At 44.3% G+C, this 14,273-nt stretch carries 13 protein-coding genes; 2 read left to right on the top strand and 11 right to left on the bottom strand.

Annotated features, from left to right (window positions below):
- Positions 1–176 precede the first annotated feature (176 nt).
- The 3 genes from spfP to hemB form a co-directional block, all read right to left on the bottom strand.
- Entirely contained in the window at positions 177–224 is a 48-nt protein-coding gene (gene spfP, locus M9194_RS21880) for a small protein SpfP (protein WP_438356636.1), read from the bottom strand.
- Positions 225–405: 181 nt separating this feature from the next.
- Positions 406–3,189 (bottom strand): DNA polymerase I, encoded by a 2,784-nt coding sequence (gene polA, locus M9194_RS15735; protein ID WP_250613641.1) that lies wholly within the window; start codon positions 3,187–3,189, stop codon positions 406–408.
- A 569-nt stretch (positions 3,190–3,758) separates the two neighbouring features.
- On the bottom strand, positions 3,759–4,793 hold the full coding sequence (gene hemB, locus M9194_RS15730) for a porphobilinogen synthase (RefSeq protein ID WP_250613640.1): 1,035 nt from the start codon (positions 4,791–4,793) through the stop codon (positions 3,759–3,761).
- Between the two features lie 138 nt (positions 4,794–4,931).
- Here hemB and M9194_RS15725 point away from each other — a divergent pair, with 138 nt between their 5' ends.
- Positions 4,932–5,693 carry a TatD family hydrolase gene (locus M9194_RS15725; protein ID WP_250613639.1) on the top strand — a complete coding sequence of 254 codons (762 nt, stop codon included), beginning with the start codon at positions 4,932–4,934 and terminating at the stop codon, positions 5,691–5,693.
- Between the two features lie 82 nt (positions 5,694–5,775).
- Here the strand turns inward: M9194_RS15725 and tatC are convergent, their stop codons facing one another.
- The 7 genes from tatC to rmuC form a co-directional block, all read right to left on the bottom strand.
- The gene (tatC, locus tag M9194_RS15720; protein ID WP_250613638.1) at positions 5,776–6,537 is read right to left on the bottom strand and encodes a twin-arginine translocase subunit TatC; all 762 of its coding nucleotides are present in this window, start codon (positions 6,535–6,537) and stop codon (positions 5,776–5,778) included.
- Between the two features lie 60 nt (positions 6,538–6,597).
- On the bottom strand, positions 6,598–7,002 hold the full coding sequence (gene tatB / locus M9194_RS15715; RefSeq protein WP_250613637.1) for a Sec-independent protein translocase protein TatB: 405 nt from the start codon (positions 7,000–7,002) through the stop codon (positions 6,598–6,600).
- 2 nt (positions 7,003–7,004) lie between these two features.
- Positions 7,005–7,259, bottom strand: a complete 255-nt coding sequence (gene tatA, locus M9194_RS15710; RefSeq protein WP_250613636.1) for a Sec-independent protein translocase subunit TatA — start codon at positions 7,257–7,259, stop codon at positions 7,005–7,007.
- 46 nt (positions 7,260–7,305) lie between these two features.
- Positions 7,306–8,940, bottom strand: coding sequence for a ubiquinone biosynthesis regulatory protein kinase UbiB (gene ubiB, locus M9194_RS15705; RefSeq protein WP_250613635.1), 1,635 nt, complete (start codon positions 8,938–8,940; stop codon positions 7,306–7,308).
- Entirely contained in the window at positions 8,937–9,545 is a 609-nt protein-coding gene (locus M9194_RS15700) for a ubiquinone biosynthesis accessory factor UbiJ (protein WP_250613634.1), read from the bottom strand. The genes ubiB and M9194_RS15700 overlap by 4 nt, the downstream gene beginning before the upstream one ends.
- Before the next feature lie 12 nt (positions 9,546–9,557).
- Entirely contained in the window at positions 9,558–10,340 is a 783-nt protein-coding gene (gene ubiE, locus M9194_RS15695) for a bifunctional demethylmenaquinone methyltransferase/2-methoxy-6-polyprenyl-1,4-benzoquinol methylase UbiE (RefSeq protein ID WP_250613633.1), read from the bottom strand.
- 170 nt (positions 10,341–10,510) lie between these two features.
- Positions 10,511–11,992 carry a DNA recombination protein RmuC gene (gene rmuC, locus M9194_RS15690; protein WP_250613632.1) on the bottom strand — a complete coding sequence of 494 codons (1,482 nt, stop codon included), beginning with the start codon at positions 11,990–11,992 and terminating at the stop codon, positions 10,511–10,513.
- A gap of 216 nt (positions 11,993–12,208) precedes the next feature.
- Here rmuC and M9194_RS15685 point away from each other — a divergent pair, with 216 nt between their 5' ends.
- Entirely contained in the window at positions 12,209–13,123 is a 915-nt protein-coding gene (locus tag M9194_RS15685; RefSeq protein WP_250613631.1) for a DMT family transporter, read from the top strand.
- 96 nt (positions 13,124–13,219) lie between these two features.
- On the opposite strand, the gene M9194_RS15680 is transcribed toward M9194_RS15685, so the two are convergent.
- Positions 13,220–14,044 carry an HDOD domain-containing protein gene (locus M9194_RS15680; RefSeq protein WP_250613630.1) on the bottom strand — a complete coding sequence of 275 codons (825 nt, stop codon included), beginning with the start codon at positions 14,042–14,044 and terminating at the stop codon, positions 13,220–13,222.
- Between the last annotated feature and the right edge of the window lie 229 nt (positions 14,045–14,273).

Genomic DNA, 14,273 nt, shown 5'->3' with positions numbered 1-14,273 from the left:
TGTTATTGATCGGAACTGCCACACAACATACTTTTATGTATTTTTGTTACAGTTCAGAACAATTCGTTCGAATCATAGCGTCGGATAATTGGTGAAAGAGAAAGCGCAGGACTGGGTAGAAATTGACAAGCCAGAATAAAAAACGCCCCAGTCAAATACTGACTGGGGCGGCTGAATCAGCCTAATCCAATAACGTGAAACAAAAGGTCTGAAAGATAGAACATCTTACCTCTGTACCCTACGCCTGCTAATGTACAACATTTGATCGAAAAGTAAAATGCTTTATGTAATTTTTTTTCACTATTTTTTTACTAAAAATACACTCCACCTATTGTTAATCGATTAGCTGTTATTGGACAGTTACAAATAAACCTCATAATTTGCTGTTTTTACGGGGGTAAAATCCTAATGGGCTTCATCCCAATTGTTACCCGAGCCAGCTTCAGCCACCAAAGGTACGTCGAGTTGCGCTGCTGATTCCATCAGATTTTGTATCTGACTTTCAATTTCTTGCAAACGAGATTCTTTTACTTCAAACACCAGCTCATCGTGTACTTGCATCAGCAGCCTGACATCATCCTGATCTTGCTGTTGTATCCAATCATCGACCAATAGCATGGCTTTTTTGATGATGTCGGCCGCGGTACCTTGCATTGGCGCATTGATCGCCGCACGCTCAGCCGCTTTACGACGCATGCCATTACGAGATTTAATTTCAGGCAAGTGCAAGCGGCGACCAAAAATGGTTTCCACATAGCCATGCTCAGAAGCTAGGCTACGAGTATCTTCCATGTACTGCATCACACCTGGGTAACGTTCAAAATACTTGTCCATATACCCTTGCGCTTCGCCTCGAGGAATACCCAGTTGTTTTGACAAACCAAATGCGCTCATGCCATAAATTAATCCAAAGTTCACTGCTTTGGCGCGACGTCTTTGTTCGCTGGTCACTTCACTGATGTCGACACCAATAATTTCAGCTGCGGTGGCCGCATGGATATCTTTGCCTTGCTGAAATGCTTCTAGCAATGCTTTATCTCCAGATAAGTGAGCCATAATGCGCAGCTCGATCTGAGAGTAGTCGACAGCTAAGACCTTATAGCCATGTGGCGCTATAAACGCTTGGCGAATTCTACGGCCTTGCTCGTTACGAATCGGGATATTTTGCAAGTTAGGATCGGTCGATGATAAACGTCCTGTTGCGGTAACTGCTTGATGGTAAGAAGTATGGACGCGCCCTGTTTCCGGGTTGATCATTTTCGGCAGCTTGTCCGTGTAGGTCGATTTCAGTTTCGCCAAGCCACGATATTCAAGCAATAGCTTCGGCAATGGATAATCGAGTGCCAATTCCTGTAACACTTCTTCATTGGTAGAAGGTGCACCGGATGGCGTTTTCTTAATCACAGGCAAAGCCATTTTTTCAAACAATATCGCTTGCAACTGCTTTGGCGAACTTAAGTTAAATTCTTGCTCAGCTAACTCAAAGGCTTTTTGCTCTAGTTCATCCAGCCGAATAGCGATTTCTTGAGACTGGGCAGACAATAGCATGTCATCAATGAGCACACCGGTTCGTTCCATGCGAGACAAAACCGGAACCAATGGCACTTCGATATCCTGATATATCGAGTTCAACTTTTTCTCGCCCTGTAAGCACTGATTTAAGTGATTGTGAAGCCTCAATGTCACATCGGCATCTTCCGCAGCGTAAGGTGACGCCTGCTCTAGGTCGATTTGATTAAAAGTGAGCTGCTTTTTGCCTTTACCCGCAATTTGCTCAAAAGATATGCAGCTGTGCTGAAGAAAGCGCAGTGCCAAGCTATCCATATCGTGCTTGCCACCGACACTATTCAATACGTAAGACGCTAACATGGTATCGTACTTAATACCCTTAAGTTCAATATCATAACGAGCCAGAACGCTAGCATCGTATTTTAGATTTTGTCCCACTTTAAACTGCTCTGAGTCTTGCAATATAGGTTTAAGCTGCTGCAATACCCAACTACGGTCAAGCTGCTCAGGTGCATCGAGATAGTCATGGCTTAATGGCACATAGGCCGCTTGGCCTTCCTCAATGGCAAAAGATACCCCGACCAAATTTGCCACCATGTAATCGAGACTGTCGGTTTCAGTGTCAAAAGCAAAGACGGAGGATTTTTCCAGCTTTTCAAGCCACTGATTGAAGGTATCCTTATCCAAAACGGTTTCGTAACGGCTGCGATCAATCTCAACCTTAGCCGCCTCTGGCTGGCTTTGCGATTGCGTGGCTGATATCGAAGGTGAACGAGCAGGAGCCGCTGTCGCATCATTTCCTTCCAGCAGCTCATTTAGCCAGGACTTGAAAACGAGTTGGCCATATAATTTCACCAGCTCATCATGGTTTGGCGTTGATTTGCGCAAAGTTTCTGGCGTTTCATCAAGCTCCACATCCAACTTAATGGTTGCCAGCTCATAGGACAAATACGCATTGTCTTTATTATCCACCAGCTTCTTAGCCATCGTTTTAGAACCGCGAAAGCTTAATGCAGCGATGTCATCGAGTTGTTGGTAAAGCGTATCAAGTCCACCAATACCTTGCAGTAAGGCGGTTGCCGTCTTGTCACCCACTCCCGGAACCCCTGGGATATTATCCACTTTGTCTCCCATCAAGGCCAAGTAATCGATGATGAGCTCAGGTGGAATACCAAATTTATCGATAACCCCTTCTCTGTCGAGTATCACGTTAGTCATTGTATTGATCAGGGTAACGTGCTCATTAACTAGCTGGGCCATATCTTTGTCTCCTGTACTTATCAATACAGGAATGCCCGCCTTGGCTGCCTGATCGGACAAGGTACCGATGACATCATCCGCTTCCACCCCTTCAATAGAGATAAGAGGCAACCCTAAGGCCTTTATAACATTGTACAAAGGCTCAATTTGACAACGTAAATCATCCGGCATTGGTGGGCGATTGGCTTTGTAGTCAGGATACATATCATCACGAAAGGTTTTGCCTTTGGCATCGAACACAACCGCGATACGATCGGATGGATATTGGCGCATCATGCTTCTCAGCATGTTGACTACGCCATACACCGCATTGGTAGGAATTTCTCCATTACTCATGGTCCCTGGATAAGCGTGAAACGCTCTGTATAGGTAAGAAGATCCATCAATCAGTATTAATGGGTTGTCTGGAATAAGGGCCATTATCTTTAAATCCAAAAGTTAAAAGGAAGATCTGCCTAGGATGCCATGACTGATTACTTGAATCCATGATGATATACTTGATCAAATTAAAGTGACGCCCCTAGAAGGGTAGCGTTTCCATCAAAGATGTCGGCGAAATTGTGGATAAGTCTGTTTATATTATTCAACGCCCTTCTTCACCCTTATCTGGAAACAAGAATCTAATCATTATAAGATCATGTAATATAATAAATTTTATTTAGATCCTCTTTTTTGCCTTCGATCTAAACATGATCATCTTCTGTGGAAAATACCACGCCAAACCTTATGCCATAGGATGATCATCATTTATCGAAGACAATAAAAAAGCGACACCTAATTGGGTGTCGCCTAGCAAAAAGTAATTAAACTTACGAATTGTGATTGAGTAAATTTAACCAAAAGCTATAAATTACACTGGAAGCAATGTGAGCAATGTCGTATCTAAAAATCAGGTGTCGCCTTATTCCTAAATACGTGATTAATAATAATCATTCTCAATTGCATGTCAACACTAAATGAGAAAAAATATCATTTGCATCTAATGTCGATTAAATTTTTGTCGAGGCGGGCACATTATCTTGCGCAAGCCATTCGGCAACATCTTTAGCGAAATAAGTCAAAATCCCGTCTGCACCTGCACGCTTGAAACACAACAAAGACTCCAACACGATTTCTTTTTCACTCAACCAACCATTATCAATAGCAGCTTTGTGCATCGCGTATTCACCTGACACTTGATAAGCAAATGTGGGTACTTGTAATTCAGTTTTGACTCGACGTACTACGTCTAGATAAGGCATACCTGGCTTAACCATCACCATATCCGCCCCCTCGCTAATATCCATAGCCACCTCGTGAATCGCTTCATCGGAATTGGCAGGATCCATTTGATAGCTTTTCTTATTGCCACCTTTTAGGTTTGAGCTTGAACCAACCGCATCACGAAACGGGCCATAATAACTCGATGCATATTTTGCAGAGTAAGCCATAATTTGGGTATTGATATGACCTGCCTCTTCCAATGCCTGACGAATTTTACCAATTCGTCCATCCATCATATCTGATGGTGCGACCACATCCGCCCCGGCTTCGGCATGGGACAAAGCCTGCTTAATTAACACCTCTGTCGTTTCATCATTCAGTACATAGCCGTTTTCGTCGATGATGCCGTCTTGGCCATGAGTGGTGAACGGATCAAGCGCTACGTCTGTTATCACACCCATTTGTGGAATGTGTTCTTTAAGCTGCCTCACCGCTCTTTGTACCAAACCTTCGGGATTGAATGCCTCTGAGGCACACAAGCTTTTAGCATCTTGGTTAACCACAGGAAACAATGCAATCGCTGGCACACCAAGATTAGCTAGGTGTAGGGCTTCTTCAAGCATCAAGTCGATAGAAAGCCTTTCAATACCAGGCATAGACTCAACTGACTCTCGACGATCTTTACCCATCAGAATAAACATTGGATAAATCAAATCGTTCACTGACAATTGATTCTCAGCAATCAATCGACGGCTAAAATCATGATTACGTGGACGGCGCATACGACGCTGTGGAAATTGACCTTGAATGGATACTGACACACTCGTCTCCTCGTCAGATAAATTGGACCTGCGAAATCATATCACTGTTCGTTATCGCCTGTTTACTAAAAATGACCTAGCGTGCTCACTGCCGTATACTTTAGCCAAGATTGCCTTAACGTTTTGCCTGAAATAATTATGATAGATACCCACGCCCATATATACGCCGAAGAATTTGACCAAGATAGAGCTCTGGTTGTTGAAAGAGCCCTTAGCCAAGGCATTGATAGAATTCTATTGCCTAATATCGACCTCGATTCTATCGAACCTATGTTAAAAACTGAGGCTGAGTTCCCTAACGTATGCCGCTCTATGATGGGTCTACATCCTTGTTATGTGAATGCTGAAGTTAAAAGCACGCTCGACACCATATACGCTTGGTACGACAAACATGACTTTATTGCGGTGGGAGAAATTGGTATCGATCTCTATTGGGATAAGACCTTTCGTAAAGAGCAAGAGTGGGCCTTTGCTCATCAGCTCAACTGGGCCAAAGAGATGGGCTTGCCTGCGGTTATTCACACCCGAGACTCAATGACTGAAACTCTAGCATTACTTGCAAAAGAACAAGATGGCTCGCTAACAGGTGTGTTCCACTGCTTTGGCGGCAGTGTAGAAGAAGCCAAGGCCATCAATGACCTTGGCTTTCACCTAGGACTCGGCGGCGTCTCTACATTTAAAAATGGCGGGATGGATAAGGTGATCCCTAATGTAAACATGGATTTTGTTATTCTAGAGACCGATTGCCCATATCTAGCCCCCGTTCCTCACAGAGGCAAGCGCAATGAGCCAGCCTACACTCAGTTGGTTGCTCATAGAATCGCTGAGCTGAAAGGAGTGAGTTTAGAAGACGTGGATAACATCACCACTAACAATGCCAAACAGCTCTTCAAGCTTTAGCCTCAGCAAAGCTTAGAGACACCGTTCAGAGTAAAAGGCTGACCAGGTCAGCCTTTTTCATTGCCTCAATTAGTATGCAAGATTACTGTGCGCCTTCAGATTCTTCTTGCGTCTCATCATCTTGCTTACGGACATAGAAACGAGAAAAAAACAGCCCTACTTCAAATAACAACCACATCGGAATCGCTAACAAAGTCTGCGAAATCATATCGGGCGGTGTTAGCAACATGCCGATTACAAAGGCACCCACTATGATGTATGGGCGTTTTTCACTTAACGCTTTAGCGCTAGTCGCTCCCGTCCAACACAGCAAAATAATCGCGACAGGTACCTCAAATGCAATACCAAAAGCCATGAATAGCGCTAAAACGAAGTCAAGATAACTCGCAATATCCGTCGCATACTCGACGCCACCCAACGAAATCGCGGTAAAAAAGCTAAATACCAGTGGAAAAACGACGAAATAGGCAAACGCGACCCCACAATAAAATAGCAAGGTGCTTGAAAACAGCAGTGGCATGACAAGCCTCTTTTCATGCTTATATAGGCCGGGGGCAACAAACGCCCATACCTGATAAAGAATCACGGGGACCGAGATAAAAATCGACACCACTAAAGTAAGCTTCAAAGGCGTGAATAATGGAGAAGCCACATCCGTAGCTATCATGGTCGCCCCCTGTGGTAAACGCTCAACCAAAGGTGCGGAGACAAAGTCATAGATGTTGTTGGAAAAATACACCAAACATAAAAAGACGAATATGACGGCTGCGAGCGAGCGTAAAATACGATTGCGCAGTTCCAACAGGTGAGAAATTAAGGGCTGCGACTGTTCCATAGAAGACATAGACATTACTCGATAAAGCTAAGAAGGAGACATCAAGTCCATTGCTCCTTCCAGTTGCTATTATTCAGCTTTACGTTTATCTACCGGTGCATCAGGCGATTCACCAGTAACAGCAGTCATATCACTGCTTGTCGTTGGGCTAGATTGGGATGCATTATCCTCTGCTGGTTCTTTTGCATAGGGACGCTGAACAGATTTAGCGGCCTGTTTAAGCTCATCGACCGAAGACTTGAGATCGGCCGATAAACCTTCCATGCCATTTTGTTCTGCTTTGCGTAAATTCTCATGTAACTCCTGAACTTTTAATTCTCTCGAGATTTCTTCCTTAACGCCATTTGCCATATTTTTAGCACTGGAGACAAATCGAGAAACGCTTCGAATCGCATGAGGAAGCCGTTCAGGCCCGAGTACGACAAGCCCTACCACAAAGATAACAATCAGTTCCCAAAAACCGATATCAAACACGTTTAAGCCTGCTCGTTATCTTTTTTGCTTTCAACAGATTGTTCAGATTGCTCCTTCTTTTGATCAATATTCTTGCTGTCGAAATCCGCATCCACTTTTTTATCTTGCGCCGATGAGTCCTCATCACTCATGGCCTTCTTAAATCCTTTAATCGCGCCGCCAAGATCCGTACCTATACCACGTAGCTTTTTGGTACCAAACAGCAACACCACTATCAAAGCTATGATAAGAAGCTGCCAAATACTGATTCCACCCATATTAATTCCCTTATGGATCACAAAAATATTGATCGTAGACTAACGTCTATTTGCGATAAAATCTCCAGCTCAGTAGCCAAAGTGTGACTCCCAAGACTCCTAACCCTAAAGATAGGTGTTCACCCGTATGATTGAGCAATATTGCTGCACAAATCATGGCCGTAGCGCCTGCGCCAAACATAAAGTTGCCGATCGCTATTGAGCGCTTAGTTTGACGATAACCTTGGAACAAGTGCTCCAATCTTTGATTCATCAATTTGCCTTGCTTAAGGCTGTCATAAAGTAGCTCTGGCAACTCAGGGAGCTTTTCTGCCCAAAGTGGCGCTCTATCTTTAACCGAGTTTAAAAACGCTTTCGGACCCACTTGATTCGACATCCACTCCTCTAAGAATGGCTTGGCAGTCGCCCAAAGGTCAAGTTGGGGGTATAATTGGCGACCAAGGCCTTCGATATAGAGCAAGGTTTTTTGTAGCAGCACCAACTGGGGCTGAACTTCCATATTAAATTGACGCGCCGTGTTAAACAGATTGAGCAACACATGGCCAAACGAAATATCGCATAACGGTTTAGCAAATATAGGTTCACATACCATTCGGATGGCAAATTCAAATTCATCGATGTTCGTTTCACGTGGAACCCATTCCGATTCTACGTGTAGCTCTGCTACGCGACGATAATCTCGATTAAAGAAAGCCAAAAAGTTCTCTGCCAAATAACGTTTATCTTCGCTGTTGAGCGTGCCAACGATGCCACAATCCAAGCCTATCCAACGGGGACTTTGCGGATGATCATACTCAACAAACACATTGCCTGGGTGCATGTCCGCGTGGAAGAAGCTATCTCTAAATACTTGGGTAAAGAACACCCGAACACCGCGCTCAGCCAATAGCTTCATGTTGGTGCCATTGTTAACTAGGCTTTCGATATCAGAGACTTGAATACCATAGATTCGTTCAGACACCATAACGGTTTTATTACTAAAATCCGTCATGATTTCCGGCACGTATAACTCATCACTTCCTTCGAAGTTACGCCTTAACTGGATGGCATTGGCCGCTTCTCTACGTAGGTCCAACTCCCCCAACAAGGTCTTTTCATACTCACTCACCACCTCAACGGGCTTAAGCCTTCTTGCATCCGGTAGCGCTTTAGCCACAACTCTGGCCAAACGGTACATCAACTTTAAGTCGGCGCGAATAATCGGCTGAATATCGGGGCGAATCACCTTAATAACGATTTCTTGGCCAGTGTCTTTCAAGTTAGCAGTGTGCACTTGAGCAATAGAGGCAGAGGCTAAAGGTTCGATATTAAAGTTCTCAAACCAAAGCGTCAGATCGCCACCCAAAGCTTGTTCGATTTGTTGCTTGGCAAGCTCCCCATCAAAAGGCACGACCTGATCTTGTAAGATGGCCAGCTGGTCTGCAATATGATCGGGAAAGAGATCGCGCCGCGTAGACATCATTTGACCAAACTTAATCCAAACAGGCCCCAATTCCTGAAGCGCTAGCCTCAGTCGCTCACCTAAGGGTTTGTCCGGGTGTTTGTTCTTGATCCAAAATAAGGATTTACGTAAAACAAGTGGCGCTTTGGCCAATTGATGGTTTGGCAATAATTCGTCCAAACCATACTCTAACTGAACCTTTATTATTTGATATAAGCGTTTCAGCTCAGTGGGGGTCATATTTGCTCCAATAACTTTTTGAGCCTAACTTCGAGGTTTGCCGAAGCACTTTTCACTTCATCAACCTGATCGCAAAAATGGGCCACTTCTAGCGCACCAGGCAAGAAGCGCCATTCTTCAGTTAGCACCTGAGAGAGGTGATCTTGGTGCTTATGAAATCGGCCCCGTAAGAAGCTGCCTGCATCTTTCGCACCTTGAACGACAGTATGAGCCACAACATCGCCTGTGATTCTAGACAACCATTCTTCGATATCTGGTTTGCAGTCGGTAATCAGTTGGGCAAATTTTTGTACCAACTGAACATCACCTTCTAAAATCAATTTGTCTTGTTTGATGAGTTTAGTAATGTTGGCTTGATCACGCAGCTCGCGTAAATCACTCAGTTGGAAAGATAGGTAACAGTCAGGAGCGCCTTCATACTGGCTCAACACATCTATCTGCTGCTGGCTCAACACAAACGTCATTGTCATGTCCAACTCTCGCACCAGCACTTGAATCGTTTTACCTTTAAGGCGCGACAGGCGACGACTCAACTCAGGGTCGTCTTGCACCACGGCATTCAATGACGTCTCAATCAACGCAGTCGCGAGCTGCTTTAATGGCATAGTATTCGCCTCTTAGAACTTAAAGCCACGATGTAAGGCAACAATGCCACCGGTAAGGTTGTAGTACTTGGTTTGCTCAAAGCCTACCTTCTCCATCATGCTTTCCAATGTGTCTTGATCTGGGTGCATACGGATAGATTCTGCAAGATATCGGTAGCTCTCTGAGTCATTGGCAATCATCTGGCCCATCTTAGGCAGAATATGGAAAGAATACGCATCGTAAAGTTTAGAAAGGGACTTAGAGACTGGCTTGGAGAATTCTAAAATTAATAAACGACCGCCCGGCTTTAACACTCGAAACATTGATGCCAACGCTTTATCTTTATCGGTGACGTTTCTTAGGCAAAAGCTGATGGTAATGCAGTCAAAGTAATCATCAGGAAAAGGCAGCTCTTCGGCATTGGCTTGTACATAATGCACATTACCAACGATACCCTTATCACGCAGCTTGTCACGGCCAACATTGAGCATCGAATTGTTGATATCGGCCAAGACAACGTGGCCATTCTCACCAACAATTTTGGAAAATTTAGCGGTCAAATCTCCGGTACCACCTCCGAGATCAAGAATACGCTGCCCTGACTTGGCTCCACTGCAATCGATAGTAAAACGCTTCCACAAACGATGCACACCTGCCGACATGAGATCGTTCATGACATCATATTTGGTAGCGACAGAATGAAATACCTCTGCAACCTTAGCGACTTTCTCTTCTTTGGCTACCGTCTCATAGCCAAAATGAGTGGTTTCATTGTCTTTGGACTCTACACTAGACTGCGAATTAGTCTCTTTCATTCTCTGTTTCCTGATCACTATCTATTTCGCGCAATTAACCCAAACACCTTGTCAATCTATGCATCAAGACGTCTGAGTATGGCACCTCAATTCAACTGCTCGCTAGTTTACTTTATACACAGGCTAAGGTGGTAGCAATTGTGGTGAATAAATCTCAGGATGAGCTGGTTTTAATCGAAATCTGACTTAACATTGGCTGCTATTTTTGCAGAGATTGGTTTTTTAACCTGAACACCGAGTTCGGTAAAGCTTTCCGCTTGCCGAATCACGTTACCACGCCCGGTGACCAGTTTGTTCATTGCACCTTGATAGCTTTGATTCGCTTTATCCAGTGCCCCACCCAGACCTTCCATATCATCGATGAATAGTCGCAACTTGTCATACAGCTTACTCGCCCGCTCCGCGATAATCTGCGCATTCTGATTCTTACGCTCATTGCGCCACAAATTGTCGATGGTTCTTAATGCAACCAATAAAGTCGTAGGGCTGACCAAGATAATATTTTGCTCAAGCGCCTCTTTAACCAAGCTGGGATCAGCTTGAATGGCAACTTGGAAGGCAGGCTCAATGGGGACAAATAGCAAAACGTAATCAAGGCATTCGATACCTTGTAGTTGGTGATAATCTTTTTGCGCGAGACCTTTGATATGCGCACGTAAGGCTGTGAGATGCTGGGTGAGTGCCCGCTCTCTTTCTCCATCATCACTCGCGTTGTAGTACCGCTCGTAAGCCACCAGCGTCATTTTAGCATCTATGACCACTTGCTTATTGTTCGGCAAGTTGACAATGACATCCGGTTGAAAACGCTTACCCGACTCATTTTGCAAACTAACCTGGGTTTGATACTCATGGCCTTGCCGCAATCCTGATTCTTCCAAGACCTTGGCTAAAATCACCTCCCCCCAGTTCCCCTGCTGTTTGTTATCACCTTTGAGCGCGTTTGTCAGGTTGAGGGCTTCTTTAGCCATCTGTTCATTCAGTCGCTGTAGGTTTTTCAGCTCATGCACTAGCGTGTGCCTTTCCTTGGCTTCCTGGTGAAAGCTGTCGTTGACTTGCTTTTTAAACCCTTCTAACTGCTGTTTTAACGGTGATAACAAGCCTTCTAAGCTTTGTTTGTTTTGTTGATCTACCTTTGCGCTTTTTTCTTCAAAAACTTGATGGGCTAAATGCTCAAATTGCTGCTTTAATCGAGTTTCCGCTGACTCTAATAACTGCAGTTTCTCTTCATTCGCTTGAACTTGTTGCTCATGACGGGCCTGCTGTTCGCGAACCTTCACTTCCAGTTGAACTTTCTGTGCTCGCGTGCTTTCTAGCTCATGGGTAAGTTTTGCTTTTTCTTGCTTAATCGTCTCTAAGTGACGCAACTTTTCTACCGCTACAATCAGTTTGTTTTGGGTCTGTTTTAACTCATAGGCACTTTTGTCTCGCTCATTGTCTAGCTCCATCAGATCGTGCTGAAGGTTATCTAGCTCTTTTTGCAGTTGGGCTGATTGAGCTTGATGGAGTTGTTGGCTGGATTCCAACCGCTGACTCAACTGAGCGAGACGGATGGCACTTTGCTGCTTAGCCCACCACCCCACACCAAGACCGATGATCACTGAACTACCTAGTGCCGAGAGCAAGGCATCTTTGTACTCTAAAATCCACAGCATATTGTCCACTTAACTCATTCAACCAAATACAATTAAATGGTATTTCTATACTGGATAAATGTCCAGTTTGTAGCAAACTCGAGCAGCATATAGACTGACGCCAGCCTAAAAATAAAAATGAAAACGGGCCTTTTGGCTAGGTATACAGCGAGCATTAAGGCGCGTGACATAAAAATTACAACACTTTTTCCAATCACGCTTAAGGGATATCTTGCAATGAACGAACGTCGTGCTTTCGGATTTGGCATAGCGGCTGTTTTACTTTGGTCAACAGTGGCTACCGCCTTTAAAATTACCTTAGAACAATTTACGCCAATCCAAATGCTAACTATCGCCAGCATTGTCTCAGCCTGTGCACTGAGCATTATATGTGGCGCACAAAAAAAGCTGCCTCTGTTATTGTCCACTTTTTCTGCTAACCCACTGTATTACATAACCCTAGGCTTAATTAACCCTCTTGCCTATTACTTAATTCTTTTCAAAGCGTATGACTTACTCCCAGCAGCCCAAGCCCAAGCCATTAACTATAGTTGGGCCATTACGCTTACTTTGATGGCGGCGATATTTCTCGGTCAATCGATACGTAAACAAGACTGGGTTGCCTGTGGATTTAGCTATTTTGGGGTCTTGGTCATTGCCACGCAAGACAACTTGTTAGGACTGCATTTTCAAAGCCCGTTAGGGGTCGTTCTAGCACTTATTTCAACCCTACTCTGGGCCACCTACTGGATACTCAATACCAAAAATAAAGCCGATCCGATGATCAGTTTATTACTTGGGTTTCTGATTGCCATTCCGATTGCTATTGGCATCTGCTTTTACGAAAACGCCCAGTGGAGCCACATTACAATCAAGGGGTGGTTAGCAGTCTCTTATGCTGGGCTGTTCGAAATGGGGATCACCTATGTGCTGTGGTTAACCGCGTTAAGGCTGACAAGCAATACATCAAGGATCAGCAACTTAATCTTTGCCTCTCCATTTATTTCCTTAATTCTATTAGCCACCATCATTGGAGAAAAGATCCATCCCTCAACCTTAATTGGCTTAGTCTTTATTGTCATTGGTCTGGTGATCCAGCAGATTAAGTTTGGCCAACGCAGAACGCTTAACAGCTGTCGGAAAGTAAAATAAACGAAAAGTGGCCAGTGCAACTAAAGCAAACTGGCCACGAGCTAACCCTGAGTTGTACGAACATGCTGAATTCCGAGCGTGTAAATAAAAAATGCATTAAAACAGCTGATAGGCAAGCTCACTGCCCTGACCACGCACTTTATCGACTTCGACGACCAAATCATCAGAGACCTTAAGCGCTGTGGCTGCGGGGTGACTAGCAAGAAACGCTTGCTTTTCTTCCTCCCCAAGCATGGAATCCCACTTATTGTGAATATCTCTCGCCAAATACAGTACACAGGCTAATTTCTTCGAGTCACCAGCACGGCCTGGGTGGTTTACATTCGCGATAGCATCGACCATGTCAGCAGGAAACTTCCAATTTTGCGCCAACGCCGCGCCGAGCTCTTGAGAATCTGTCCCTAACACTTCTTGCTGTACCACGGACTTTTTTTCGCCACAGTCGACTCGGTGTTTAATTTCCAGCGCTTTTTCAGGAACCAGAGCGTGAATCATCAGCTCGCCAATATTGTGCAATACGCCCGTGGTGAAAGTTTCATTCGGATCTAACCGCACTCGTTTCGCGACAGTGCTGGCTATCATAGAAATTTCAAAGGTATTCGACCAATAGTCTTTTAAGTTGAGGGTTTCAAGACGAGGGAAAGTCGTTGACAGAATCGAAGAAGAGACAAGTGTTCGAATAGCACCGCCACCGACTCGAATGATCGCATCATTAATGGTAGAGACCCCTTTCGCTCCACCAAAATGAGCAGAGTTCGCCATGCGTAGCACGCGGGCACTGAGCACTTGATCCATTGACATTTTTCTTGAAAGCTCACCAAAATCAATGGTTTCTCGGTTGACCATTTCCAGTAACTCTTGCAATACACTTTCAATTCTTGGCAGTTCGTTAATTCGAGAAATCAGTGCTTCATGACTCATTATGCTTGGTCCTTATTATAATTATTTATTCATTTAATATAGGACAAGTTCATCATTCTTGAGGGAAGATTGAAGCGATTTTTTTAGCCAAAATTCCAAGCTCTGTGGGAGAGAAGAGTGCCGATCGAAGAATAACATTTTGTATATTTGCACAATGTCGAAAGCTTATTTCGACAACTACTGTTTTTGTCACCGCCCTCTATCGATATCTTATGTCGCAACGGCAAAC

This window comes from Vibrio sinus (genome assembly GCF_023634645.1).
Classification (GTDB): domain Bacteria; phylum Pseudomonadota; class Gammaproteobacteria; order Enterobacterales; family Vibrionaceae; genus Vibrio; species Vibrio sinus.
The sequence above is the reverse complement of the archived record's forward strand: the minus strand, read 5'-3'. Positions and strand labels throughout refer to the sequence as shown.

Coding starts and splice junctions, on each gene's coding strand:
- tatC (WP_250613638.1), bottom strand. CDS start 6,537: ATGTCTTCTATGGAACAGTCGCAGCCCTTAATTTCTCACCTGTTGGAA.
- M9194_RS15680 (WP_250613630.1), bottom strand. CDS start 14,044: ATGAGTCATGAAGCACTGATTTCTCGAATTAACGAACTGCCAAGAATT.
- ubiB (WP_250613635.1), bottom strand. CDS start 8,940: ATGACCCCCACTGAGCTGAAACGCTTATATCAAATAATAAAGGTTCAG.
- tatA (WP_250613636.1), bottom strand. CDS start 7,259: ATGGGTGGAATCAGTATTTGGCAGCTTCTTATCATAGCTTTGATAGTG.
- rmuC (WP_250613632.1), bottom strand. CDS start 11,992: ATGCTGTGGATTTTAGAGTACAAAGATGCCTTGCTCTCGGCACTAGGT.
- M9194_RS15725 (WP_250613639.1), top strand. CDS start 4,932: ATGATAGATACCCACGCCCATATATACGCCGAAGAATTTGACCAAGAT.
- polA (WP_250613641.1), bottom strand. CDS start 3,189: ATGGCCCTTATTCCAGACAACCCATTAATACTGATTGATGGATCTTCT.
- M9194_RS15700 (WP_250613634.1), bottom strand. CDS start 9,545: ATGCCATTAAAGCAGCTCGCGACTGCGTTGATTGAGACGTCATTGAAT.
- ubiE (WP_250613633.1), bottom strand. CDS start 10,340: ATGAAAGAGACTAATTCGCAGTCTAGTGTAGAGTCCAAAGACAATGAA.
- M9194_RS15685 (WP_250613631.1), top strand. CDS start 12,209: ATGAACGAACGTCGTGCTTTCGGATTTGGCATAGCGGCTGTTTTACTT.